The organism is Prevotella mikamonis (genome assembly GCF_055381405.1).
On the sequence record NZ_AP035785.1, the window covers coordinates 2,846,315 to 2,870,285 of the forward strand.

Sequence of the window (23,971 nt, forward strand, 5' to 3'; positions counted from 1 at the left end):
GATAAGTAGTTGCCTCTCTACGAAATATTGGTGACGATGTGGACTCGCGTGTCTGTATTTTTCGTATATTTGCATGTAACCAAAAATGTGTTTCGTATGAAGAAGACAGTGCTTGTGAAACCTGTGTTATGGCTGATGGGAGGTGTCAGCCTTCTGTTGGTAGGGTGTGGTCTGAAACAAGGCAATCCACCGATTGGAGAATCCGATGTCGCAGTGTTGAATCCGCGTCTTGACAAAGCCGCTCAAGACTTTATGGATTCGCGTAGACCGTCGGCCAGAGACAGTGCCGTGGTGCAGCAGACAAACAATCGGATGGCCTTCCATCTTTTCAGATTGCTGGTTGGCCTGTCGTCTGGTAAATCAGTTTTCGTCTCTCCGCAGGGACTTACCTATGTGCTTAGTCTGCTCAACTACGGTGCGGCTGGCGATACGCGCAGTGCTTTCGGTCGGGTATTGGGCTTCGACAATCCGCAACAGATGCGCGTCATGCAGCACGAGATGATATTGAGCCATGCCTATAGAGGCTATGGTGAGCAAGAGCCTAAGTGGTCGTTTACCGAGATAGCCAATACTGTAGATGTGCCGAAGGAATTGACGCTGTCGACGGAATTCAAGAACAATGCCGAGAATTATTATTTTGCTGATGTACTTAAATCCAGCAAGCAACATATCAGATTGACTTCGGAAGTGTTTTTTCATGGGTTTTGGCGTTATCCGTTCGATATCTCTAAAACGAAAGCCGACGTATCTTTTTTCGATGGAAAAAAGGTGATTGCGAAGGTGCAGATGATGAATGCCGTGTTACCTGACTTGCTGTTTGCCAATGCCGGAGACTTCCGACTGTTGCGGATACCTTACACGGCCGGTTACCACATGTATGTGTTGCTGCCAAACGAGAGGAAAGGAATACCGACGATTGTCGGGCAATTGAATGCAGATATGTGGAGTCGGTTGCTGAAAAATATGTATAAAGTGGCGCAGGTAGATTTATCCTTGCCACGCATGGAGTTGGAAACGTCTTATGATCTCGCTGACTATCTGAAGTCGATGGGCCTGGGAGTGGCCTTCGGGCAGCAGGCTGACTTCTCTGGGGTGACTGTGGGACAAGTGCCACTCTATATAGAAAGCGTGAAACAGAGGTCGAGGTTGGTAGTAGCGGAGAAGAAAACAGAGGCCGTCTCTGAAACCGTTGGAGCGCTTGTTGAGTTGAGTGTGAAGAAAGAAAAACCTTTGTTGAAGAAATTGCAATTCTTATGCGACCATCCCTTTGTCTACGTTGTCACCGATAAATATGGTTCTGTCAACTTCATCGGCACATTTTTAGGGAAGTAAGGCGTTGGCTTATGTGGGCAGGAATTGGACTTCCCGTATCTCTATGATGTAACCATCTTATTGATTATCAGCGCTGTGTAATGTGAGACGGAACAGGCTTCATCTCTACTGTTGGACATGCTGATAGATAATTGTGAATGGTTCTGCAATCTAGATACGTTACCCGCGTTTTGCTGCAAAGGCTCGGCAGCAAGACTGCAAGAGCCAGACAGCATCGTTGCAAAGGCCAAACAGCAGTGCTGCCGAGCCTTTGCAGTGAAATGGATTGATAGTGGTTGATGCGTAATGCGATAACGGTGGGGGATGATACCGTCACGATTTCTCTGCTATCTCCCTTGAGGAAGGCAGGAGTGGGACTAGAATTCCACGCTTCTCGAACCGTCTTCCTCGGTGGTAATGGTCACGGTGGTGGCATCGCCGGGCAGAATTTCCTCGATGAGTTCGGGCCATTCCAGGAAGCAGAGTGCACCGCTATAGAAGTAGTCTTCGTAGCCCATGTCGTAGACTTCTTCGAGTTTCTTGATGCGATAGAAGTCGAAATGGTAGATGAGTTCGTCGGTGGTAGCCGAGCGGTATTCGTTGACGATGGCGAAAGTGGGCGATGTGATGACGTCTTCTACGCCCAGTTCTTCGCATACGGCCTTGATGAATGTGGTCTTGCCAGCCCCCATCTTGCCGTAGAAAGCGAAAACCTTGCCTTCGCCCATGTGCTCGATGAACTGCTTGGCAGCCTCGTGAATGTTGTCTAGTGAGTTGATTTTAATTTTCATATTCTGTCTTTTTATTTGTTGTTACTATGTGAATATCGACGAGATACCTGCAATAAGCATGGCACCTATCGGAATGATGAGACTGACGATGAAGTATGCTCTGGCGCTTTTTGGGGTGTCCCTGCGATAGATGAGGTAAAGCGCGAGGCCTAAGAATGGTCCTGCTATAAGACATAATAGGGATAAGAGCAGGCTCGGCGAGTCGGGGTGGTCGATTGCTTCATACGCTGGTTGGTCGGTATGGCGCATGAAGTGCATGGCTATCTTGTCTCTGACGTCGAGGTCGTCGGTATCGTGGAAAACGTAGTATGTATGTTTCCGGGCCATGACTTTGGCGTAATGGCGGTACAGGAACACGCGGTCTACGGCGTCCCAGCTGTCTTCCATGTAGCATACCGTAGCGTTGTCGAGGGTACTCGTGAGCCTGACTCCCTGGGCAGAGAGTTCCACCGCCGGCATCTTAGGACTTAGCCGCATGTAGTGGGCGGTGTGTCTGCCCAAGCGGTAAAGGAGGGTGATGAGCATGATGACCGCCCCGATGATAGGGCCAATGAGGTTGATAGGCGTGATAGTGAGCAATCCTATAAACGCGTAATAAGTGCCGAAATGCAGGTCTTTCGGATTGAAAAAGGTATAAAACAGATATTTGGACAGGCTCGTAGGGTAGTAGCACGTGATGGTGTGGTCGATGTTACGTCCTAAAGGCAACGGCTGGACAGAGCGTCGGGTGCTGACGATGCGCCAGGTCATGATGATAATGGTCAGCATGACGAGGGGTATGATGATACCGACCGCTATGTATGTTAATTCTTGTTTTGACATCTACGCGGATATTAGCGCTTACGCGGTGTGAGCATGACCAGCGGTATGAGCATTTCTTCCATAGAGATGCCGCCATGCTGGAAGGTATCTTTGTAGTAAGATACGTAGTAGTTGTAGTTGTTGGGATAGGCAAAGAAGTCGTCGCCCGTGGCAAACACGTAGCTCGTGCTGATGTTGGGCGAGGGCAGCATGGCCTTGCGCGGGTCTTTGATGACAAAGAGTTGGCGGTCGTCGTAGCTGAGATTTCGTCCCAGCTTGTATCGCAGATTGGTGTTGGTGTTGCGGTCGCCGATGATTTTTACAGGTCTTTGCGTGCGTATGCTGCCGTGGTCGGTGGTGACAATGATGCGACATGATTGTTGCGAAAGGTGCTTGAAGAGGTCGGCAAGTACCGAATGTCTGAACCAACTCTGCGTGATGGAGCGGTAAGCGCTCTCGTCTTTGGCCAGCTCGCGTACCATGCGCGACTCAGTGCGGGCATGCGACAACATGTCGATGAAGTTGACCACGACGACGTTCAGGTCGTAATTGTCGAGGTGGTTGAGATGGTCCATGAGGTCTTTTGCGCCCTCGGAGTCGTTGATTTTATGGTAGCTGAAGGTGTCGCGACGTCTGAAACGTGCTATCTGTGTGGCTATCAGTTCGTCTTCTTTCAGGTTCTTTCCCTCGTCTTCATCTTCGTCTACCCACAGTTCGGGGAACATCGTGGCAATCTCGGCAGGCATCAGACCGCTGAAGATAGCATTGCGTGCATACTGCGTGGCGGTGGGGAGAATAGACTGGTAGAGGCTCTCGCTGATTTCGAACTGGTCGCCGATGTCTTGCATGATGGTGCGCCACTGGTCGTAGCGGAAGTTGTCTATGACAATGAGATACACCTTTTCGCCCTGGTCGAGCAGTGGGAATATGCGGCTCTTGAATATGTCCGGGCTCATCAGCGGTCTGTCTGTCGTCTGTTGTCCGGTCTTGCGTGCCTGTGCCAACTGTTCCATCCAGTCCATATAGTGCTGTCTGACGTACTTGGCGTAGCCTAGGTTGGCCTCCTCCTTCTGCATGCGCAGCATGTCGGTCATGGCACTGTCGGCCTGGCTCAATTCCAGTTCCCAGTGTACCAGACGGCGATACAGCGTCATCCAGTCGTCGTGGGTGCGACAGTCTTGCATCTGCATGGAAATCTGCTGGAAGCTCTGTTGGTAGCTGGTCTGTGTGACTTCGCTCACAATCTCACGGCTGTGGATGTTTTTTTTGAGCGACAGAAGAATCTGGTTGGGATTGACGGGCTTGATGAGATAGTCGGCTATCTTTTTTCCAATGGCCTGTTCCATGATGTTCTCTTCCTCGCTCCGCGTCACCATGACAACGGGCGTGGAGGGGGAAATCTCCTTGATGCGCTGCAAAGTCTCCAGTCCGGAGAGGCCTGGCATCATCTCGTCGAGCAAGATAAGGTCGTAGGTGCGTTGCGATACCATGTCTATGGCGTCGCTGCCGTTGTTGGTTGTCTCTACTTCGTACCCTTTCTTGGTGAGGAAGAGGATGTGGGCGCGGAGCAATTCTATCTCGTCGTCTACCCAAAGTAACAATCCGTTGCTCATATTCTAGAATCCGTCTAAGTCGTAATATTCATCTTCCAAATCGAGTGGCTTGGATTTCTTGTTGTCTTTTTCTTTCTCCTGTGCAGTCTTTTGCTTGTCCTGTGTCTTTGGCAAACCGTTGTCGAAGTAGATGCCGGTATTCTCTTTGCGAGTCTTGGCAGGTTGGGGCAGTGGTTTGGGTTTCACTGTCGGGAGGGCGTTTTTGTCGACCTTCGGCTGCTTGACGGGCTGTGCGATGGGAATGGTGATACCTCCTGCGGGCGGTTGAGGTGTGGGTTTGGCTGTCTCAATCGGAATCGTTGTCCCGGTCGCAGGAGTTTTCGGTTGAGGTTTCTCGTCGTCAATCGGAATGAAAATGCCGTTGTTGATGTCGTCGCTGTTGTCGAGTATGCGGTCTATTTCTTCTTCGGTCTTGGGTGCGGCAGGCTGCTGTTTGTCGGTCGTAATCTCCGTTGGCTCGGTCAGGAGTTGATAGAGCGAAACCTTGAGTTGGGCGAAATGCTTCGCGTAGAATGCCTCGTAGTCGGCATAGCTGAACTGCGTGCCGAGCAAGGGTAGGTTGGTATCGCTGATGATGACGGGATGTGCATGGCCGTTGAGGTTGTTGATAGTCTCTTGGCGGCGCAGCTGTCGGGCATATTGTAATGTCTCGTCGAAGTTGCGGAAGCCCGTTACCATCATTCTCCGGAGTCCGTCGGCATCTTCAATCTTGATGTCGAAGTCGCGCACCAGATAGCTGGTGAAGTTGTATTTGGCCAACTCGAAGAGCAGTTGGTTCTCTCTCACGGAGTCGGGATGATATACAAGCATGAAAACAAACGGGGTGGCTCGCTCGGTCGAGAAGCCTTGCAGCTTCGTCGTATCGCTGTCGTTGAGGACGATGTTGCGCCGTTCCCACATATCGTTCATGTCGAAATGGCCGCTTCGTACAGGTCTGCCGGCCTTCACACCGTTGATAATCATGCCGGCCATGACGCTGAGCTGACTCTCCGGATATTTCTCTACGAGCGTGTTGAGACTGCGTAGACATTCGTCGAGTCGGTTGTCGTTGAGCTGGTTGAGTGCCCCGATGAAGAGGAACTTGTCGCGATTAGCCCCATCGGCAAAGCGCGTGTCTGAGATGGAGACATTGTTGCGAACCACGTCGTAGTGGTTGTTGCGGAAGGCGTTGTAGGTGGCTGTATAGAGCGAATCTTCCACCTGTTCACCCCTACGGGCATTCTCTTCGAAGTAAGGATTGGCTATGAGGTGCGTCCATTCGCTTTGGGGATGGTTGCGCTTCAGCATGTCCAGATAGGTTTGGGCGCGGTCTCTGCGCCCCAGTCTCGAATAAAGTAGGAAGAGATGATAGTAGGCTTCGTCCATTTTCTCAAACTTCGGAAAATGGCCGACGAGCCTGATGAGGGTACGTTCGCTTAGCGATAGGGCGTCCATTTTGTCCTTGAAGATGACGCCTGAGCCGAAAAGACCGTCTGCCAACAGTTTGTTGCTGGCTTCGAGTTGTTGCTCGGAGAATGGTATCTGAGCGAGATAATAGGCGCGGGTGTGTGGGTCGGCAGCTGGATTGTCGGCAGATTGGTGAGACGACGGGTCCTCGTTTTGCGCTTGTTGGACAGAATCTACGGGCAAGGTGGGGTCGGTCGTCATAGTCTGTACTACACTCTTGTTGATGCGTTGCCAGTTGTCTACATTGTCACGCTTGCCCCACAGGCGTTGGAAAGTCTCTTTTCCCTGTGCCACGACCATTGGGTTGTAGAAGTACCATTTGCTGTCTTGTGTGTTTGTGGGGCGTGTCGGAGGCGTCGGGATAGGTCCTGATTCGGCCTGACCGCCATTTTGCGCCCCTGCCATCTCGGCTTGGGCATCGCGTTCCTCACGCTCCTTCTTCTTCAAGTCGCTGATGATGCGGTCGATGATGCGGTTGCGTTCGGGTTCGGCCATGCGTGCCAAGCGTTGCAGGGAATCCTGTAACTCCACGGCATTTGTATGCGGTACCAGCTCGTCTAATATCTTCGTGCGCTCCGCGAGTTGTTGATAGTCCTTGCGGTCTTGGTCGAGTAAGCCCAGGGCTTCGTTGTAACAACGCTGCGCATCGGCAAACTTCTGTCGGTCCCAATAGAGATTTCCCAACTTCAGCAGGAGTACTCCCTTCTCTATACCACTGCGTTTGGCCTTTTGGTTGCCCTGTTCGTAGGCATCGATGGCGTGCAAGGTATCGCGTCGGGCCAGGTAGATATTGCCGATGGCATAATACACCTGGTCGAGATACTCGGCATTGTTGGGCGATGAGGCCATGCGCTTGAGGCGCGAAATCATCTTGTCTGACGGGCCTTCGGGCATGACCTTGGTCATGGAAATGCGTGCATTGAACTCCAAGTTGTAAGGCGGATTCAGTCGGATGACGTGCTGATAAGCCTTCAGGGCCTCTGCCTTATTGTCCTGAAGTTCCAGTAGCTGGCCCAGCAAGAACCATTCACGTGCCCGCTGTTTGCGTCGCATTTCGTGGCGAATCACCTTGCGCAAGTATGGGATGGCCTTATCGTATTCTCCCGTATGGATGTAGTAGTCGGTGTAGGTGTAGTCCCACTCTTTCTGAGCTGTCCAGTGAATAGAGTCGCGTTGCATGTTGCGAATCACGTCTTCGGCATCATATAGCCACCCTTCTTCGATGTAGGCCTTGGCCAACCATGCCCGCGCCTTGCCGTAAATGGCGGGTTGCGAGCGATAGAGCCTGCTCATGTAGGCAAATGTGGAGGCTGCATCGTCGAATGCACCTTCGTGAAATTGTGCCCGCCCCATGAGCATCCATACCTTCCATAGGAATGGGTTGTACTCGCGACGGCTCAGCCATTCGATGTCTTTGGCTGTCTTGTGACGTCCCGGTTTCCATTCCGGCCGACGCTTGATGCTGTGCAGATGAATGGCTTTCTGGCTCTTCTCGATGGCTCTGTCGAAGTTTGTTTTGCCCAGTTCGCGACTATTCTTGTTGCCGACGGTGTAGAGAGGGATGAGTTCGGTGAAGTTGTCGGCGTTGCCGTTTTCCTTTTCCAAAGAGCCGTCTATATAAGCCTGGCTTCCATTGTAATACACGTTGTAGCGCGTATTGAAAGCCTGCCACCACCTAGATTTGGCAGTGTTGCGCTGGGCGGAGCAACCGGTCATGAGCATCAGTGATAAGACCGGCAGTGCGAGGACTATATGTCGGAGGCTCGTTTTCAGTTTTGTGAGAGGGTTTGTTTGACAATCCACTTCGAGCGAAGTGAGACGATAGCTTTCATGATGACAAGGATGATGATGCTCATAAAGATGATGGAAGCACCCGACGGCACGTTCAGACTGTACGAAAGTGCCAGCCCCAACAGGCAATCTATCCATCCGAAGAAGATGCTGAGCGCCACAATACGCTTGAAGCTGAAGGTGAAAAGGTTGGCTGTCATCTGCGGAATGGTGAGCAGGCTGATGGCCAATACGATGCCGACCATGCGCAGTGTGGCGACGATGGTCATGGCAATGAGTATCATCATCATGTATTCGATGAATTCGACAGGCAACTTCTGGGAGCGTGCAAAGTAGGAATCGAACGATACGGTTAGTATCTGTCTGAAGAAAAGGGTGAACACGGCGATGACAACGAGGGTGAGCAGACCGAGCAACCATAGGTCGGGAGTGTTGATGGTGAGGATGCTTCCGAAGAGGAAGGAAGACAGGTCGGGCATGAATCCGGGCGTGAGAAAACTACAGATGATACCCACGCTCATGCCGAATGTCCAAAATACAGCTATCGCTGAATCTTCCCTGGTGTTGCCTTGATGCGACATCCACTGCACACCACAGGCACTTAGAACCGAGAATATCATGGCCGAGAGTATCGGGTTGATACCCAGATATACGCCTAAGCCTACACCACCGAACGATGCGTGAGTGATTCCGCCACTGATAAATACCAGTCGTCGCGTCACGATATACGTACCTATGAATCCGCAAAGAATGCTGGCCAGCAGACTGCCGAGCAGCGCATTCTGGAAAAAACTGTAACTGAGAATATCCATTATTGGGCTAATGCTATGAATTCATCCTTGATTTGGTCGGGCATGTTGATGCCTCTGAGGATGAGACTACGGTTCCATGCCTTCACTTCTTCGGGTTTCATGGTGTACATGATTTCCGAAAATTCATCGGCTTCAGTGTCAGAATAGCTGTTGGATGGGCGGTCGCGATAAGCGTCGAGTTCCTCGTCGTCAAAGTATTCTATGTCTTTGACGGCTGCTTCGAGCATGCAGTCTTGTTCGCACATGTCGTTTTCGCCGGTACAGGTGGCGCAGCTCGACGTGGTGGGTTGTACGATGTCGTCGCTTTCACCACGCAGAGAAGAGATGGTGCCCAGCACGGCAGCAACTCCTCCTAAGGCTATCAGAATCAGTATGAGAAATATCATAATCGTTCATCTTGTTTGATAATGCGGAAGCCCGCAGTCTGTAAATCGTCCCAATAGTGAGGGTAGGACTTGGTGACCACCTCTGGATGGCGAATCTCGATATGGCCTAAAGCGAGGGCAGCGGGTGCAAATGCCAAGGCCATGCGATGGTCTTCGTAGGTGTCTATGGGTTCAAAAGTGGGTTCACATCGCTCGCCATTCCACAGCAGTTCGCTGTCGCTTTGCGACTGAATGACATAACCTAGTTTGCGAAGCTCACGCTTGAGTGCTTCGATGCGGTCGGTCTCCTTGATTTTCAGGCTTGCCAATCCCGTGAAATGGAAGTGGACTCCCATGAGCGCACAGCTTACAACCACCGTCTGGGCCAGGTCGGGAGACCCTGTAAAGTCGTAGTCCAAGCGTGGTAGCATGCGTCGATGGCGCGACAATGTGACTATCGGCAGAGAAGCTGACGGACTCGCTTCGAAAGTGGTCTTTACGCCCATGAGCGAGAAGAGGTATTTCACTACGGAGTCGCCTTGCTTGCTGGCATCCAGCAGACCGACCAAATTGATGGTCGCATCGACATCTTTCGTGAGTGCCATCATCTCGTACCAGTACGAGGCAGCACTCCAGTCGCTCTCTATGCGGTAGGGCTTCTGGATGTAGGGATGCGGTTTGACGGTGACGGTGTCCATGTCTGACCATTCAGCTTCTGCTCCAAATTCGCGCATGGTACATAGCGTTAGGTCTATATAGGGGCGCGACACGATTTCTCCGGTCATGCGCAGTTCAAGTCCTTGGGCCAATACCGGTCCAATCATAAGCAGTGCCGAAATGTATTGCGAACTGATGTCGCCCGGTATTTCAAGATGACCGCCTGACAAGGTGTGGCCTTTGATGCGGAGTGGGGGAAAGCCCTCTTCACCCTCGTAGGTGATGTCGGCCCCCAGATAGCGCAGTGCGTCCACCAATACCCCGATGGGGCGATGCTTCATGCGCTCTGTGCCGGTGATGGAATGTTCGCCCTCTATGGTACTCAGATAGGCCGTCATGAAGCGCATGGCAGTACCCGCAGCCTTGATATCTACTGTTTCCGGCAAGTTGTCGATGACGCGTAAGATGACCTCGGTGTCGTCGCAGTCGGACAGATTGTCGGGTAATATGTTGCCTCCGGACAATGCGTGGATAATCAACGCGCGGTTGCTGATGCTCTTGGAAGCTGGCGGTGTGATGCTGGCTTGCAGTTGTTGCGGAGCTATAATGTCGTATATCATGAGTCTGGATAGGATTCTTACGGATTATTTACGAAGCGTCATGGGGAGATTGACGACGCCTTCGGGCAGTGCGATGAAGCCTCGCCTCTTTGTCAGCGGCTTCTTAGGGCCTGGGATGAGCAGTCCGTAGTAGAGTACGGTGCGCATGCGTCTCACCTGGTCGTCGGTGAATTGATAGCCCTGGTTCACATCGTAGTCCATGAAGTTGCAGGCGTGGAACATCTTGCCGGTACACGGATTGCGTTCCAACATCTTGTAAAGATCGTGCTGACCAGGATTGATGGTGGCGAGATAGTCTTTCAGCTCTTTCTCGTATTCCACACGGTTGTAACTTTGGGTGTCCTTGCAGTAGTCGGTATCGCCACAGCTATCCACAGTAGCGGTGTCGTTTTCGGTGAATACATGGTGCAAGCCGAGATAGTGCCCCAACTCGTGTGCCAAGGTTACATTGGCGTCTACCGAAGAAAAATTATAGCCCTTAGAGCCTTTGTTCTTGTCCTTATAGCGCGAGGACTCCATGTAGATGTAGTCGCTGTTGATGGAGGTACAGAAGGGATAATTCAGGTTTTGCTTGGACAGCACCGTGTAGTCCACGCGGCGCAGCCCTTCCAGCGAGTCGGTCAAGGCCTTCGGCATGAGAGGCAGGTGACTGATACCGAGCGTACTGCTATGCTGCTCGCCGTCGCCGGGCTTGAACGGATAGACCATTACATTGATGTATTCGCCCGGTTCCCACAGATATTTCGCGTTGTCCTGGGACTCCATGAATTTCTGGAAGTCGATAGGGTACTCACCCGTCCACTTGATATATTCGACACCTGGCGTGCTGAGTGGATTGTCCCTCTCGTCGGTCTTTGCCAGTTGGAAGTCTACTTTCACAGCACTGCTGGTACCGTAAATGCCACCCTGGTACAGCTCGTTGAGATACTTCACCATTGTTCGGAGTCGCTCGGCATGCACATGTTGCATGGTGTCGGCAGCATTCTGATAGAATACATGGAATATGATGGGCAACTTATACGTATAATCGTCTGTGACGGTAGCGTTGTCATCGTCTTGATCGGCGACCGCTGGTGTATCGGGATGCGGGCTTGTCACGACCTCGTCTTTCGTGCAAGAAGCCAATAAGAGAAGTCCTGAACATACCCATAGAAAAATATTTTTTCTCATCTACCTATTTATATATAATGTAAATACAAAGGTAAACGAAAAACCATGAAACACAAAATAAACAGCTGCTTTTTCATCTTGGCGCGGTTGTAGGGCAGATGATTTGATGCAGAATACCCAGTTTATGTTGGCAAAAATGGAAGTAGGTGAGCATAAGAAGTATGATTGGTTTGTAAAATAAGTCTGCTCATGGGATTTTAGTATTGATTATAGTTGGAAAAAGTGGAAAAGAAATCGTTAACCTATCATATAATTAAAATAATTTATATATTTGCATATTATAAGAATAGTTGATGTGACGATGGTGAAAAGTACGATTGGTAAGAAATTGCCCCGGCAATTAGAAGAAGACCTGTCCATTGTGGGCGAACAGATCAAGTTGGCCCGGTTGCGTAGAAACCTTACGCAGAAGCAGATAGCAGAGCGTGCGATGATTTCCGTCCTCACGCTTACACGAGTAGAGCGGGGATTTCCGAATGTGGCTATCGGCATCTATCTGCGTGTACTATATGCGCTTCAACTCTCGGATGATATTCTTTTTTTGGCGAAAGAAGACGTGCTTGGGCGTGAGCTACAGGATTTGAACCTCAAGCAGCGTGAACGTGCATCCAAGAAAAAGTAGTGAGTTATGGACAGATTATTGGTATATGCAAATTTTGACTGGCTTGATGCTGAGGAATTAGTGGGCACACTGTATCACGAGCGTCTACGCGGTACGGATAAGTATGGATTTGAGTATGATACTGGATGGCTTCGCCGACATCCTGATATCTCGTTTGGAGCGGACATTATGAACTATGCCAGTGTGCAATGGTCGGCTTCTGGAAAAGATATATTCGGCTGTTTCTCTGACATGATGCCCGACCGATGGGGGCGCACTCTGATGATGAGACGAGAGCAACTGGCAGCCCGTGACGAGCAAAGAGTGGTTCGGCAGTTGAGTTCGTATGATTATTTGACAGGGGTAAGCGATTTTACCCGACTGGGTGGTTTGCGCCTGAAGAATGAAAACGGAGATGGGTATGTCATGTCAGCAACGCCATTGAGCGTTCCGCCGTTGGCCAATGTTCGGGAACTTATCTATGCAGCCGGACAGATAGAGCAGAGTGAGGAGCGGAGCGAATTGCCTGAAGCTAGATGGTTGCGGCAGCTGATGAATCCCGGTTCTTCGCTTGGTGGTGCCCGCCCAAAGGCTAATGTGCAGGATGGAGGTCAGTTGTATATCGCCAAATTTCCCTCTCGCAAAGATACTTATGACGTGGAGCTGTGGGAGCATTTATGTCATTTGCTGGCATTCCGTGTGGGTGTTTTGACAGCCGAAACATCGCTGCTGAATGTGGGGACAGGTTTTCATACGTTGCTGTCTAAGCGGTTCGACCGTCGAGGCGATACGCGCATACATTTCGCCTCGGCCATGACGATGCTCGGACTTACCGACGGTTGTGATGCCAATACCGGGCATGGGTATCTGGATATGGTAGACTTTATCGTGCAGAGCTGTGTAGATGTTGAGCGAAACCTGAAAGAGTTGTTCCGTAGGGTTGCATTCTATATTTGTATAGGCAATAGTGATGACCATTTTCGCAATCATGGTTTCATACTGACCAAGGGCGGTTGGACCTTAGCTCCAGCTTATGACATCAACCCTACGCTCAATACGTATCAGGGATTATTGATTAGTAGAAACAGTAACGAGGCCAATCTCAACGTCTTGCTTGATGCCTGTGAAGACTATATGTTGCGACGGTCGGATGCAGAGAATATTGTAGAAGAGGTGAGGAGTGGCATGGCTGATTGGGCGTCGTTGGCTGCCCGTTTGCAGATACGGAAGGGCGAAATGGCCCTGTTTGCCGATAGAATCAACCGTTTTTGTGTGAAGGTATAAAGTTAGTTGGATAGCCAGAAATGCAAGGTCAAGTTATGTGGAAAGTGCAAAAAGCGTGGCTGAAACAGAAAAAGCATAGAAAAAGTGGCGCGTAAATTTGCAGATGTCTATACTAATGCCTACCTTTGCAGACGCAAAATAATAGTTCGGGATTTAGCGCAGTTGGTAGCGCACACGTCTGGGGGGCGCGAGGTCGCTGGTTCGAGTCCAGTAATCCCGACTTGATTGAAGGAAAAGGGACTGTCAAACAGTCCCTTTTCCTTTTTTTATAATATCCTGTCAGTAGATTTCAAATGTTCTTTCTTGATTCTGTAAATGCTGTGTCTGGGCAGGTCTTTGTCGCTGTAGGCGAAAACTTGAGATAGATATAGGATGTTGGTAATGGCGGTTTATGAAGCCTTGTAGACTATGTTGTTTTCATAAACCTATTACTTGATTTTACTGCAAGGTCTCGGCAGCGATACTGACTGGTCGTAGCAGCATTGCTGTTCGGGCTTTGCAGCAATGCTGCCGAGCCTTTGCAGTAAATTGTTTAGCGAAAGGCTGGGAGGACAACTCGGACAGACGGGCATCTGAATGATGTTTTTGTGGATGCTGTGTCAGTACTATTGTTTAATTAGATGTAAAGTTAGGGGCGATTGTTTGTCGTTGTAAACATTAATATATATCTTTGTCGGAGTGGGCAGGGAGTCGCGGTATATGGGTGTTGGCAGGGCTGATATGTTTCCATAGAGATGTCGGAAGCTCGCTGATTGTTGGATTTAACATGATATACAGATGATGAGGAATTTATATGTGATGGCCTTGGTGGCCACGTTGTTGGCTGCGTGTGGTACGCCAAGGACCGCAGCAGAGAAGGCGGTGTTGCGGCAGCGCACGGCACAGCAGATGGAGCAGGCACTTGCCGAGCGGCATTATACGATTGCGGTAGACTATATGCAGCCGGCTGTAGGGCCGACACGCCGGTTGGACTATGGTTATAGCCTGACGGTGAAGGGCGATACGCTGAATTCTTATTTGCCTTACTTCGGGCGTGCCTACAGTGTGCCTTATGGCGGGGGCAAGGGACTTAACTTCGTTGCTCCGATTGTGGGATATGCCGAACGGCAGATGAAACCCGGTCTCAGGGAGATTGTGATTGAGACGGATAACAAGGAAGACCAACTGCAATATGTATTGTCGGTATTTGAAAATGGGAGTACGTCGATTATGGTGTATGCCCGCCAACGCGAGCGAATCGGGTTCACGGGTAATATGGAGTTGGATAAATAATCGGGAAGGAAGCTGATATATGAAACGAATTGCAATGGTGTGGGGATTGCTCTTGGTTGCAGTGGCTGCATTTTCTCAAAACCCTTCTGCCCGGTACCAGATAACCTACGACCGCGAGCACCTGGTTCTCAGGCAGGGACATGATATGAATGTGGTGGATATGGAACTGGAATGGCCGCGCTTGCTCAATGGCGAGCGGGCCGATTCGTTGCAAGCCGAATTGTGCAGGGTGGCTTTCGGGCGGTACGTCGGAGGAGTGGAGGACAGCAGGCAGGCTTTTGTACAGCAATTCGGGAAGCCGGTAGAGGGAATGCTGGATTCACTTCCCGACGACAAAAAGTTTTGCTATGTGCGTTGCAAGGTGCAGCAATTGGGTTTCGCGCCCGAACGCTTTATGTCGTTCCGTGTGGAGTACGACTGTCAACCGGAGGCGCTGTCATCGCAGAAATCTGAAAGCAGAATACGCTTTATTACCTATGATATGACTACGCGCAAGGTGATGGAAGAGGGCGACATGATGGATTTGGACGCGTTGGTGAATGATCCTTATAACTATTCGGCGTTGTTGCAGTATCTGTCGCGTGGCGCCCGAACTTCGATTCAAGGTGAGGTGGAGGCGTCGTCGGTGCTTGGTCCGGCATTGAGCGGTGAACATTCGGCGGTGTTCGAGGTCTTTTATAATAATGGTGCGGATAGTTTTCTGAGCGATATTCCGTACGAGGTGTTGCGTGGAGCGATGAAGCGTCGGGTGAAGAAAATGATGAAGGTTGACGTTCGGCCTGCCGTTGCGGTCGGTAATTTGGATTTTGATGCCGAAAAGGATGACTCACTTACAATCTGTAAGCAGGTGGATGTTCGTCCTATATATAAGAATGGTAATGCAGAGTTGGCAGACTATCTGGCTCATCATTTTGCAATTCCAGAATTGGCGAAAGTGGAAGGAATGCGTAGCAGGGTAGTGGCAAGATTCGTTGTAGAGCGCGATGGCAGCTTGTCTCACTTGTCGATTGTCAGTCCTTCTTCGCCCTCGGTAGATAGGGCGTTTGTGGAGAGTCTGCGACAAATGTATGGATGGAAACCCGGACAGAAAGATGGGAAAACTGTCCGCACAGAGTATGTGTTATCTATGAAATTGGTGACACCTTGATACTGTTTGGCTGAAAATCGTAACAAGGTGTATGGGATGAAAGGCCGAAACAGGTGTTTAATATCTGTGAAAAATATGTTTTATAGCAGTAAAAGTGTCATATTGTAAGTATAAGGATGTATTTGTAGTGCTTTTGTGTGCTGTTGTTTTGCAAATTGTAAGTAAAATCGGAGAAAACTAAAAGTTTTAAACTGAAAGTAGGGGCGTGGATTTCAGTTAAAAAAGAGGAATGATTTTTATGCAAAATAGTGTTAAATTCGGAGGTGGAAATCATATATCTTGTATATATTTGCAATAGAAAAACGAAACCTATTAAACTATTTGACTTATGAAACGTACCCTTTTGATAACCGCAATGGTAATGATGGCCATCTCTAGTTTTGGCCGTAAGCATATTGAAAACGCAACAGTTGTAGCCGATACTATTTTCTATGCTGAGAATATGTTGCACGTTACGAGTAGCGAACAGGCAAGTTATTATCGCCTGCTGATGACGGCCGGAACAGGCTTGAAGAAGCAGGACGTATTCCAGGATTTCTATATGAACGGTACTTTGAAGGCTGAGGGTGGTTACAGTTTTATAGACCTCGGCAACGATAAGAATACGGTTCTTAATGGCGAGGTTACCACTTATTATCAGAATGGTAACGAGAAGTGGCACGGCAAGTTTGTGAATGGCAAGCGCGAAGGATACTTCACATTGCAGATGCGCGACGGTAGTATCGCTGTGGTAGAGTTTGCCGGCGGTGTATCAAAGCACGACTACTTCACTGTAACCCATCAAGACGGCACGATGGACAAGCGCCCTGTAGACGAAATAAAATCTCTCTTATAAACAAATATAAAAGTCTCTATTATAACATTAAAAAAGGAGTCTGCTTCGTGAGAAGCGGACTCCTTTATCTTTTTGCTCATCCCAAAGAATTGGAATAGTCTTTCTGTATGTGCTTAATCGTTGAGAATGAGCTCTACGGGGCAATGGTCGGAACCGAAGATGTCGGTATGTATCTTTGCATCCGCGATGCGGTCGCGCAATCGCTGCGATGCCAGAAAATAGTCAATACGCCATCCTGTGTTGCGCTCGCGGGCCTTGAAGCGATACGACCACCAACTATAGGTGACTTGTTCGGGATAGAGTGTGCGGAAAGTATCTATGAAACCCTTGCCGAGCAGAGCAGTCATTTTCTCGCGTTCTTCGTCGGTGAAACCGGCATTGCGATGATTGGTCTTGGGATTCTTGATGTCTATTTCCTCGTGGGCTACGTTCATATCGCCACAGACGATGACGGGTTTACGGGCATCGAGGGCTTGTAGATACTTGGAAAAGTCGTCTTCCCACTGCATGCGATAGTCTAGGCGTCGCAACTCATCTTGCGAGTTGGGGGTATAGACTGTGATTAAGAAGAAGTCGGCATACTCTAAAGTGATGACGCGTCCTTCGTGATCGTGCTCGTCAATGCCCATTCCATAAGCCACACTGAGTGGCTTATGCTTGGTATAAATAGCCGTACCAGAGTAGCCTTTCTTGTCGGCATAGTTCCAATACGACTCATATCCATCGAATTGTAAATCCAACTGGCCGGCCTGCATCTTTGTCTCTTGCAAGCAAAAGAAATCGGCATCGAGTGCTTTGAAGTCGGCTTCAAAGTTCTTACCTACGCAGGCACGCAGCCCATTTACATTCCATGAGATGAATTTTAACATATAGTATTTTATTTTTTACCTTTGATACGCAGTGGCAGATTTACGTCGTAGGTACTGTCATCAACCTTAATGCTCTTGATAAGGAATGTGCAAGCAATTTCGTTCTTATAGGACTCGCATAGAGGATATAATGCTGCTTGGCCAAAGTTCAGTTGGTTGGCATACTCAATAGTGACAGTCTTGGAACCCACAGTGAATTTTGTGATGCCTGGGACTAATATAAATTGATAATAAGCCTTGTTGAAGTAGTCGAGAGAATAAGATGCCGGTGTACGTGTTTCGGCTTTTAGAGTGAAACTCTTTGCTCGATTTACCAGTATGCTGTCGTCGCTGGTGATGTATTTACTGATGAGCTTTGTGGGAATATTAGGAGTGATAACGGTAGAGTCTATTGCCGCCTTTATCATGACTTCTGCAGAATCCGGCTTGGTATCAGAGAGATTCTTGTAGGTATATACTTTACCTTTATAGAAGCCTGCCAGTGCTGTTATCATTGTGGCTTTGTCTGCCTGGGTCAACTTTTTGTAATTTTGTGTAAAATCATCGTTGCCAGAACCTAAACAAGAAGTAAAAGAAGCTGTTGCCAAAAGACCACAGCATACTAAAGTAAATACATTCTTTAAATTTTTCATGTGATAAGTTATTTATTCGTTATGTGTATAAAACGAAATGAAAAAGAGAATCTTGCATGTGGAATAGTTAAATTCTCTTAGATTCTCCTCGTAGTAAATTCATGAATTCTTCACGTGTCTTGGCTTGATTGAAAGCTCCGCTGAAATCGCTGGTTGTCGTAATGGAGTTTTGTTTTTCGACACCTCGCATTTGCATGCACATGTGTTTGGCCTCGATAACCACCATTACGCCGAGTGGGTGCAGGGTGTTTTGAATGCAGTCTTTAATCTGCTGAGTCAGGCGTTCTTGCACTTGCAGTCGGTGGCTGAAGATGTCTACGACGCGTGCTATCTTGCTAAGGCCGGTGATATATCCATCGGGTATGTAGGCCACGTGTACTTTCCCGTAGAATGGGAGCATGTGGTGTTCACACATAGAAAAGAAGTCAATATCCTTAACGATGACCATTTGATTGTATTTCTCGGCAAAGAGAGCGTCGGTCAACACCTTGTGTGGATCTTGTGAGTACCCCCTTGTCAGCACTTGCATGGCCTTTGCCACGCGCATAGGTGTCTTTTCCAGTCCTTCGCGTTCAGTGTCTTCACCCAGCAGTTTCAGGATAGCTTGATAGTGTGATGCGAGTTCTTTTAGTCCCTCACGAAATTCTGTTTCAGGATTCATTCTATGTGGTTCGTATGTGAGCGGCTTATAGCCGGTATATTCTCGTGTAATGTTAGTCTTGTACGGTGATTTTTCCGCGTACAATGGTTGCTTGCTTGTAGCCCATCTTGCGAATATTCTGCAACATGTGGACTGCCTCTTGCATGCTACGATAGTTGCCAATGCGGCAAATCCATCGTGGCGAATAGAAATGTACATAGACCGGTTGGTCGGGGTAAGCCATCTTAATGGCATTACCAATTTGCTGTGCACGTTGTTTGTCGGCTCTGGAGTTTCCCCCTGAGAAAGCCTGTACCCTGTATCCATTTACCTTGTAGCTTCTCACCATCACCTTTTTGCGCATGTCTATGGTGGGTGTTTCAAGCTCGTTATTATCGTCTTCTGTCGTCTTCTGAGGGCTTACAACGGGCTTCTGAGTTGTAGGAATCGTTTCTTTATGTACCGGTTCACGCTTGGTAGAGTCTCCGTTGTTATGCTGTGCGATAGGTGTTGGATGCTCCGTAGGTTTTGTTTCCTTGGGCTTAGGTGTGTTTTTGGCCTTGGTAACATCCTGTTGCGACTTGCTACCATTCACCAATTCGTCTATCTCTTTGCTTTGATTGACAGACACAGTGCCTTGTCCAGGAACTTTCTTTTGCAATTGTTCCAGGAATGTTTGGGCGTTCATGGTCATAAACGGACACATAACCAATATCAATAGAGCGACGAATTTATTCTTAATCATATTGATTTAAATATGGAAAGATGGGCGGGAAAGCTCTCTCATAATGATTAATAAGCCTTCTCCTCCCATCATCAATGATTTATTTCTTATTTCTTCCAAGCGTCGATGATACCCTTGAAGTCAGCGCACTTCAATGCAGCGCCACCAATCAAGCCGCCATCAATGTCGGGTTTAGCGAAGAGTTCGGGAGCATTGCTAGCCTTGCAGCTTCCACCGTAGAGGATAGATGTCTCGTCAGCAACAGCTTCGCCGTACTTAGCAGCAACTGCTGAGCGGATGAATGCGTGGATCTCTTCTGCCTGTTCTGATGTAGCAGTCTTGCCAGTACCGATGGCCCAGATAGGCTCGTAAGCAATGATGATATTCTTGAATTCTTCCTCTGACAGGTTGAAGACAGAACCTTCGAGTTCAGCCTTTACAACTTCGTTCTGCTTATTGGCTTCACGCTCTTCGAGAGTCTCACCGATACAGAAGATAACCTTCAAGCCATTCTTCAGTGCCAACAACACTTTCTCTTTCAAAACTTCAGGAGTTTCGTTGTAATATTGGCGACGCTCAGAGTGGCCAAGGATTACGTATTGAGCACCAGTGCTCTTTACCATCTCGGCAGAAACCTCACCTGTGAAAGCACCCTTTTCCTTGTCAGCACAGTTCTCTGCACCAAGTCCGATGGTATTGCTGTCCAAAATGCCGGCTACGGTAGCCAAGTGGATGAATGGAGTACAGATGACAACATCACAGTTAGGCTTGTCTGCTGCCAGAGCTTCGTTGAGTTCCTTAGCCAAAGCCACACCGTCTTGCAGGTTCATGTTCATTTTCCAGTTGCCTGCTACAATTTTCTTTCTCATTTTACTATTCTTTTTATTAAAGAGTTGAACAATATGTTTCTTTTCTTTCAGTTCTTTTGCCCTCACCCATCTGCTCCACGCCCATAGTCTATCGGCCAGTGTCAGGAGCATCAATGGCAATACAAACCAGAGTATTATCTTCAATATGTCGCCGGTCACGGTGTTACCTGGCATCTGTCCTATCTCTGCTTGGGCCAGTGGCTTCTTTAAGTCTTCGTCCTGTGGCAGACTGTTATGACTCCACTTTCGGATGATAGTACCATCTTTGATGAGTACCAATCCCGGATTGCTCCGGATAATTGTCTTCAGCGTTGTTTCGTCTGTGGTGCAGAACGGATACTCTGCCCCAGTCATATCTTCCCACTTGCTAATAGCGACACTGTCGCTTGCGGTCAGTCCGTAGAACGGTACACCATAGTTTTGAGCGTATTCATACACCTGGTCAATGTCTCCAAAGTTCCCGTCGTCTGCCACTTCCAGATGTGGAGAGATGAGCAGAAACGTATAACTTTTGTCGGTGAGAATCTGCTGGGTGATGTCCTCGCCTGTGCTATTGAGTTGAATAGAGAAATCGTGAATAGGTGGTATGTATCCTTCTTCTGTCTGTACAGTCTTGCTATCCACGAAAGTCCACGTTGAATCAGGATAGTTGTCGAGTGAAAACTCACGCGTCTCTCCGTTCTTCTTCAGCGTGAATGTTGTCTCAAATTTCGGTTGTTTAGCCCCTTTGGGAATCTCCATCCCCTTCAGGATGTTAGCTCCTACGTGATAGGGACGGAAGTCGAACTGAGGCAAGTCGTAGAGACTGTATCCACTGGAGATGACGATAAACAGCATCGTGTAGTTGATGACAATCCACTGATTGCTTTTCGAGATGAAGCGCACTTGGAGCAATGGCCACACCATCACGACAATGGCTGCTACGAGCAACACTACATTTTTCAGCAATGTTTCGGTATTTGAGAGTATGAGAGCATCGCCGAAACAACCGCAATCTTTCACAGGATTGAACACTGCTACCCATATTGTCGTCACTGTCATGATAGCCATGAACAGCACGACTAACTTGGAAGTGGTGCGACGGCGAATTGCGAATAGCATGAAGATTCCCAATGAGAACTCCAAAGCTGCCAGTCCTACAGATGTAGAGAGTGTCAGCCAGTCGGGCAATACATTTCCTAATCCCGCTGCATTCAGGTAATCCTGTATCTTGTATTGAGTGCCTATAGGGTCGATAGCCTTTACATACCCCGAAAAGATAAATGTAAATGCTAGCAGCAATCTACATAGATTGGTGAGGATGGTCTTTATTTTATCCACTTCCTTAGCTTATTCCGATAGCTTGATCGCACCAAACACGGCATAATTGATGATGTCCATGTAGTTGGCATCAATTCCCTCTGACACGAGTGTCTCCCCCCCTATATCCTCAATCTCTTTGACACGCTCTATTTTGGTCAGTATGAAGTCGGTGTAACTGCTGATACGCATATCTCTCCAAGCTTCATCGTAGTCGTGGTTTTTCTTCAACATCAGGTTCAGAGCTTCTTCCGCATGTCGGTCGTAGAGTGCCAGTGCGTCTGTCGGCGACATATCTGTAGAGTCGGCAAATCCTTTTTCCAGCTGTATCAGTCCAATGATACCATAGTTGATAAGTGCCACGAATTCTGTCCTGATACCATCGCCCACGCGCGATTCCTTTTTGATTTCGAGCGAGCGAATGCGTTTGGCTTTGATAAAAAGTTGATCGGTGAGAGAAGAAGGACGCAATATACGCCATGAAGCTCCATAGTCATGTAGCTTCTTTTCGAACAGCGTGCGACATTCGCGCATGATGTTCCTGAACTGTTCTTCCGTGTTGGAATGACTCATGAATCTTATATTTTCGCGTGCAAATTTAATGAATTCCGCCGAGAAAAGCAAATAAATATATAATAAGGTGTTAAACTTTCAATCGTGAAAGTTTAGGACTTGAGAGGGATGAATTGCTCTGTTGCCCGACAATAGTTGGCAGTTATATGTAAATTCGTTCTTCTTCCTGAGCTTGTGTCAGTATGATGGCTTTGTCTGGCAGACTTCCCACCGCCCGGTTTTGTCACTGCCATTGCGTTCTATGATGCCGAGCTGGCGAAACTTCTGAAATTGTTTTTCTATGGCCCGCTGGCTAATACCGACTTGTTGAGCTATCTCAGAACTGGTTAGCAGGGGATTCTTGGCAAGGAGTAGAAGTGTCTGTTTTTCGTTTACACCGAACTTTACACCGAACTTTACACCGAACTCTGTGCCGAATACCACTTTGAATTCTTCGTTAATGTGCTTCTTCAGTCCTTGACTTTTGTTGAGAGGATGTCCTTGGTGTGACTTCAATGTTTTCAAAATTTCATCAAGCATGAACTCGATAAATGGTGTACTGTTAACCTGGTCATTGGCAGCTGCTATAGCTTCATAATATTGTTCTTGATTAGAATGGACAATATTTTCGACGGGCAAATAGGAAAAAAGGGGATGTAACTTTGAAAGGATTAGTGATTGCCATAATCTGCCGGTCCGTCCATTCCCATCGCTGAATGGATGGATGAATTCAAATTCATAATGAAATACGCAGGAACGGATGAGCAAGTGGTCTTGGGCCTTTTTGAGCCAAGAGAAAAGCTCCTCGATTAGGTACGGGACTCTATCGGCAGGTGGGGCTATATGTACCATTCCCTGTTCTGAAAACACCCCGACATTACCTCGTCGGAAGTGTCCGGCATCGTCGGTAAGTGCCCTCATCATAGTTCCATGAGCACGTAGCAAATCGGTGATGTCAAAAGGGTTCAACTCATTGAAAATGTCGTATGTACTCAAAGCATTCTTCACCTCTTGTATTTGGCGAAATGGTGCTACGACTGTTTTCCCCTCGAAGATTTCTTTCACTTCGTTTTCAGAAAGTGTATTTCCCTCTATTGCTAATGAGCTGTGAATGGTCTTGATACGGTTTGCTTTGCGTAGCCGGAGTGTATCATCCTGTTCAAGTTTAATGGCATATCGTTCTATTTGAGCAGAGATGTCAGCTATTTGATTAACAATTTTTGCTGTTATGGTAAATGGTGGCGTGTACATATTCTGTCAAATGGCTTTAGTCAGATGCTTTTTTGAAAGCTTTCGTCAATTTCAATTATCTTCCAGTTCTTATCAGAAAAAGGTTATTTCCCCTCTTTCTGTCGCATCCTAATCATACGCACCACACCGCACATGGCTTCATACCGGGCTTTCAACGAATCACGTCTGACGCCCAATCGGTTACGTTCGCCGATGCTGGTCGATGCTTGTATGATGGCGATGGTGGCTTGCAGGGCAGAGTCGGTAGTGGCTATGTCGGATTGAGCGAGTTTTAACGAGGCATTTTGCCATACCGTCAGTGCATGCTTACGCGACTCAATGGCCATAGGATAGGTTCTACGTAACGACTCAATCGAGTCAAGTGCATCGGTATATTTACCTTGGGCATATAGGGAATCTATCGTTTGTACCAAGGTGGCAGCTTTCTCATCTTCGCTTGGCGTACACGAAACCAGCCATATCGTGATTATCAAAAGTATATTGAGTTGCCTCTTCATCTACGGATTGTTAGTTGGATGACAAATATACACATTTTTATTTCAAATACAAAAAGGGCTGTGAAACTTTTCTGCATTCTCTTTTTTTCTTTAACTTTGTGAGTGTCTAAATGAAGTAATTT

The 23,971-nt window shown here is 48.3% G+C and carries 22 protein-coding genes and 1 tRNA gene; 7 read left to right on the forward strand and 16 right to left on the reverse strand.

Features of this window, described 5'->3' with window-relative positions; genetic code table 11:
- Window positions 1-96 precede the first annotated feature (96 nt).
- Window positions 97-1,332 (forward strand): serpin family protein, encoded by a 1,236-nt coding sequence (locus ACZ42L_RS11830; protein ID WP_464716203.1) that lies wholly within the window; start codon window positions 97-99, stop codon window positions 1,330-1,332.
- 356 nt (window positions 1,333-1,688) lie between these two features.
- On the opposite strand, the gene tsaE is transcribed toward ACZ42L_RS11830, so the two are convergent.
- From tsaE to ACZ42L_RS11870, 8 genes are read right to left on the reverse strand one after another with little or no spacing between them, the layout of a single operon-like run.
- Window positions 1,689-2,102, reverse strand: coding sequence for a tRNA (adenosine(37)-N6)-threonylcarbamoyltransferase complex ATPase subunit type 1 TsaE (gene tsaE, locus ACZ42L_RS11835; protein ID WP_464699477.1), 414 nt, complete (start codon window positions 2,100-2,102; stop codon window positions 1,689-1,691).
- 24 nt (window positions 2,103-2,126) lie between these two features.
- Complete coding sequence (locus ACZ42L_RS11840; protein ID WP_464716204.1) at window positions 2,127-2,924, reverse strand: hypothetical protein; 798 nt, start codon at window positions 2,922-2,924, stop codon at window positions 2,127-2,129.
- Between the two features lie 11 nt (window positions 2,925-2,935).
- The gene (gene porX, locus ACZ42L_RS11845) at window positions 2,936-4,516 is read right to left on the reverse strand and encodes a T9SS response regulator signal transducer PorX (RefSeq protein WP_464702890.1); all 1,581 of its coding nucleotides are present in this window, start codon (window positions 4,514-4,516) and stop codon (window positions 2,936-2,938) included.
- A 3-nt stretch (window positions 4,517-4,519) separates the two neighbouring features.
- Window positions 4,520-7,684 (reverse strand): type IX secretion system periplasmic lipoprotein PorW/SprE, encoded by a 3,165-nt coding sequence (gene porW / locus ACZ42L_RS11850; protein WP_464716205.1) that lies wholly within the window; start codon window positions 7,682-7,684, stop codon window positions 4,520-4,522.
- A gap of 47 nt (window positions 7,685-7,731) precedes the next feature.
- Window positions 7,732-8,565, reverse strand: coding sequence for a metal ABC transporter permease (locus ACZ42L_RS11855; protein ID WP_464716206.1), 834 nt, complete (start codon window positions 8,563-8,565; stop codon window positions 7,732-7,734).
- Complete coding sequence (locus ACZ42L_RS11860) at window positions 8,565-8,951, reverse strand: hypothetical protein (RefSeq protein WP_464699485.1); 387 nt, start codon at window positions 8,949-8,951, stop codon at window positions 8,565-8,567. The genes ACZ42L_RS11855 and ACZ42L_RS11860 overlap by 1 nt, the downstream gene beginning before the upstream one ends.
- Window positions 8,948-10,207 carry a 3-phosphoshikimate 1-carboxyvinyltransferase gene (locus ACZ42L_RS11865; protein WP_464716207.1) on the reverse strand — a complete coding sequence of 420 codons (1,260 nt, stop codon included), beginning with the start codon at window positions 10,205-10,207 and terminating at the stop codon, window positions 8,948-8,950. Before ACZ42L_RS11865 ends, ACZ42L_RS11860 begins: the two co-directional genes overlap by 4 nt.
- Window positions 10,208-10,231: 24 nt before the next feature.
- Window positions 10,232-11,377 (reverse strand): zinc-dependent metalloproteinase lipoprotein, encoded by a 1,146-nt coding sequence (locus ACZ42L_RS11870; protein ID WP_464716208.1) that lies wholly within the window; start codon window positions 11,375-11,377, stop codon window positions 10,232-10,234.
- A 301-nt stretch (window positions 11,378-11,678) separates the two neighbouring features.
- Between ACZ42L_RS11870 and ACZ42L_RS11875 the strand changes: the two genes are divergently transcribed.
- The 6 genes from ACZ42L_RS11875 (at window position 11,679) to ACZ42L_RS11900 (ending at window position 16,516) form a co-directional block, all read left to right on the forward strand.
- Window positions 11,679-11,999: a helix-turn-helix domain-containing protein gene (locus ACZ42L_RS11875; protein ID WP_464716209.1), complete on the forward strand. Its 321-nt coding sequence runs from the start codon at window positions 11,679-11,681 to the stop codon at window positions 11,997-11,999.
- Between the two features lie 6 nt (window positions 12,000-12,005).
- Window positions 12,006-13,262, forward strand: coding sequence for a type II toxin-antitoxin system HipA family toxin (locus tag ACZ42L_RS11880; RefSeq protein ID WP_464716210.1), 1,257 nt, complete (start codon window positions 12,006-12,008; stop codon window positions 13,260-13,262).
- 147 nt (window positions 13,263-13,409) lie between these two features.
- A tRNA-Pro gene (locus ACZ42L_RS11885) sits at window positions 13,410-13,482 on the forward strand.
- 557 nt (window positions 13,483-14,039) lie between these two features.
- Window positions 14,040-14,534 (forward strand): DUF4251 domain-containing protein, encoded by a 495-nt coding sequence (locus ACZ42L_RS11890; protein ID WP_464716211.1) that lies wholly within the window; start codon window positions 14,040-14,042, stop codon window positions 14,532-14,534.
- 19 nt (window positions 14,535-14,553) lie between these two features.
- Window positions 14,554-15,681 carry an energy transducer TonB gene (locus ACZ42L_RS11895; protein WP_464716212.1) on the forward strand — a complete coding sequence of 376 codons (1,128 nt, stop codon included), beginning with the start codon at window positions 14,554-14,556 and terminating at the stop codon, window positions 15,679-15,681.
- 328 nt (window positions 15,682-16,009) lie between these two features.
- Complete coding sequence (locus tag ACZ42L_RS11900; RefSeq protein WP_464699496.1) at window positions 16,010-16,516, forward strand: toxin-antitoxin system YwqK family antitoxin; 507 nt, start codon at window positions 16,010-16,012, stop codon at window positions 16,514-16,516.
- 113 nt (window positions 16,517-16,629) lie between these two features.
- Here ACZ42L_RS11900 and ACZ42L_RS11905 read toward each other — a convergent pair whose 3' ends face one another.
- From ACZ42L_RS11905 to ACZ42L_RS11940, 8 genes are all read right to left on the reverse strand, one after another.
- Complete coding sequence (locus ACZ42L_RS11905; protein ID WP_464716213.1) at window positions 16,630-17,385, reverse strand: exodeoxyribonuclease III; 756 nt, start codon at window positions 17,383-17,385, stop codon at window positions 16,630-16,632.
- A gap of 8 nt (window positions 17,386-17,393) precedes the next feature.
- Window positions 17,394-17,879: a hypothetical protein gene (locus ACZ42L_RS11910; RefSeq protein WP_464716214.1), complete on the reverse strand. Its 486-nt coding sequence runs from the start codon at window positions 17,877-17,879 to the stop codon at window positions 17,394-17,396.
- 205 nt (window positions 17,880-18,084) lie between these two features.
- A complete protein-coding gene (folE, locus tag ACZ42L_RS11915; RefSeq protein WP_464716215.1) occupies window positions 18,085-18,678 on the reverse strand; it encodes a GTP cyclohydrolase I FolE in 594 nt (197 codons plus the stop codon).
- 52 nt (window positions 18,679-18,730) lie between these two features.
- Window positions 18,731-19,402, reverse strand: coding sequence for an SPOR domain-containing protein (locus tag ACZ42L_RS11920; RefSeq protein WP_464716216.1), 672 nt, complete (start codon window positions 19,400-19,402; stop codon window positions 18,731-18,733).
- A gap of 86 nt (window positions 19,403-19,488) precedes the next feature.
- Window positions 19,489-21,570 (reverse strand): BT_3928 family protein, encoded by a 2,082-nt coding sequence (locus tag ACZ42L_RS11925; RefSeq protein ID WP_464716217.1) that lies wholly within the window; start codon window positions 21,568-21,570, stop codon window positions 19,489-19,491.
- 9 nt (window positions 21,571-21,579) lie between these two features.
- Entirely contained in the window at window positions 21,580-22,122 is a 543-nt protein-coding gene (locus tag ACZ42L_RS11930; protein ID WP_464699505.1) for a DUF1599 domain-containing protein, read from the reverse strand.
- A gap of 177 nt (window positions 22,123-22,299) precedes the next feature.
- On the reverse strand, window positions 22,300-23,352 hold the full coding sequence (locus ACZ42L_RS11935; protein ID WP_464716218.1) for a Fic family protein: 1,053 nt from the start codon (window positions 23,350-23,352) through the stop codon (window positions 22,300-22,302).
- An 83-nt stretch (window positions 23,353-23,435) separates the two neighbouring features.
- A complete protein-coding gene (locus tag ACZ42L_RS11940; RefSeq protein ID WP_464716219.1) occupies window positions 23,436-23,849 on the reverse strand; it encodes a hypothetical protein in 414 nt (137 codons plus the stop codon).
- Window positions 23,850-23,971 lie beyond the last annotated feature (122 nt).

Excerpts from the sequence above, each read along its gene's own strand:
- ACZ42L_RS11830 (WP_464716203.1), top strand. The coding sequence starts at position 97 with ATGAAGAAGACAGTGCTTGTGAAACCTGTGTTATGGCTGATGGGAGGT.
- tsaE (WP_464699477.1), bottom strand. The coding sequence starts at position 2,102 with ATGAAAATTAAAATCAACTCACTAGACAACATTCACGAGGCTGCCAAG.
- ACZ42L_RS11840 (WP_464716204.1), bottom strand. The coding sequence starts at position 2,924 with ATGTCAAAACAAGAATTAACATACATAGCGGTCGGTATCATCATACCC.
- porX (WP_464702890.1), bottom strand. The coding sequence starts at position 4,516 with ATGAGCAACGGATTGTTACTTTGGGTAGACGACGAGATAGAATTGCTC.
- porW (WP_464716205.1), bottom strand. The coding sequence starts at position 7,684 with ATGCTCATGACCGGTTGCTCCGCCCAGCGCAACACTGCCAAATCTAGG.
- ACZ42L_RS11855 (WP_464716206.1), bottom strand. The coding sequence starts at position 8,565 with ATGGATATTCTCAGTTACAGTTTTTTCCAGAATGCGCTGCTCGGCAGT.
- ACZ42L_RS11860 (WP_464699485.1), bottom strand. The coding sequence starts at position 8,951 with ATGATATTTCTCATACTGATTCTGATAGCCTTAGGAGGAGTTGCTGCC.
- ACZ42L_RS11865 (WP_464716207.1), bottom strand. The coding sequence starts at position 10,207 with ATGATATACGACATTATAGCTCCGCAACAACTGCAAGCCAGCATCACA.
- ACZ42L_RS11870 (WP_464716208.1), bottom strand. The coding sequence starts at position 11,377 with ATGAGAAAAAATATTTTTCTATGGGTATGTTCAGGACTTCTCTTATTG.
- ACZ42L_RS11875 (WP_464716209.1), top strand. The coding sequence starts at position 11,679 with ATGGTGAAAAGTACGATTGGTAAGAAATTGCCCCGGCAATTAGAAGAA.
- ACZ42L_RS11880 (WP_464716210.1), top strand. The coding sequence starts at position 12,006 with ATGGACAGATTATTGGTATATGCAAATTTTGACTGGCTTGATGCTGAG.
- ACZ42L_RS11890 (WP_464716211.1), top strand. The coding sequence starts at position 14,040 with ATGATGAGGAATTTATATGTGATGGCCTTGGTGGCCACGTTGTTGGCT.
- ACZ42L_RS11895 (WP_464716212.1), top strand. The coding sequence starts at position 14,554 with ATGAAACGAATTGCAATGGTGTGGGGATTGCTCTTGGTTGCAGTGGCT.
- ACZ42L_RS11900 (WP_464699496.1), top strand. The coding sequence starts at position 16,010 with ATGAAACGTACCCTTTTGATAACCGCAATGGTAATGATGGCCATCTCT.
- ACZ42L_RS11905 (WP_464716213.1), bottom strand. The coding sequence starts at position 17,385 with ATGTTAAAATTCATCTCATGGAATGTAAATGGGCTGCGTGCCTGCGTA.
- ACZ42L_RS11910 (WP_464716214.1), bottom strand. The coding sequence starts at position 17,879 with ATGATAACAGCACTGGCAGGCTTCTATAAAGGTAAAGTATATACCTAC.
- folE (WP_464716215.1), bottom strand. The coding sequence starts at position 18,678 with ATGAATCCTGAAACAGAATTTCGTGAGGGACTAAAAGAACTCGCATCA.
- ACZ42L_RS11920 (WP_464716216.1), bottom strand. The coding sequence starts at position 19,402 with ATGATTAAGAATAAATTCGTCGCTCTATTGATATTGGTTATGTGTCCG.
- ACZ42L_RS11930 (WP_464699505.1), bottom strand. The coding sequence starts at position 22,122 with ATGAGTCATTCCAACACGGAAGAACAGTTCAGGAACATCATGCGCGAA.
- ACZ42L_RS11935 (WP_464716218.1), bottom strand. The coding sequence starts at position 23,352 with ATGTACACGCCACCATTTACCATAACAGCAAAAATTGTTAATCAAATA.
- ACZ42L_RS11940 (WP_464716219.1), bottom strand. The coding sequence starts at position 23,849 with ATGAAGAGGCAACTCAATATACTTTTGATAATCACGATATGGCTGGTT.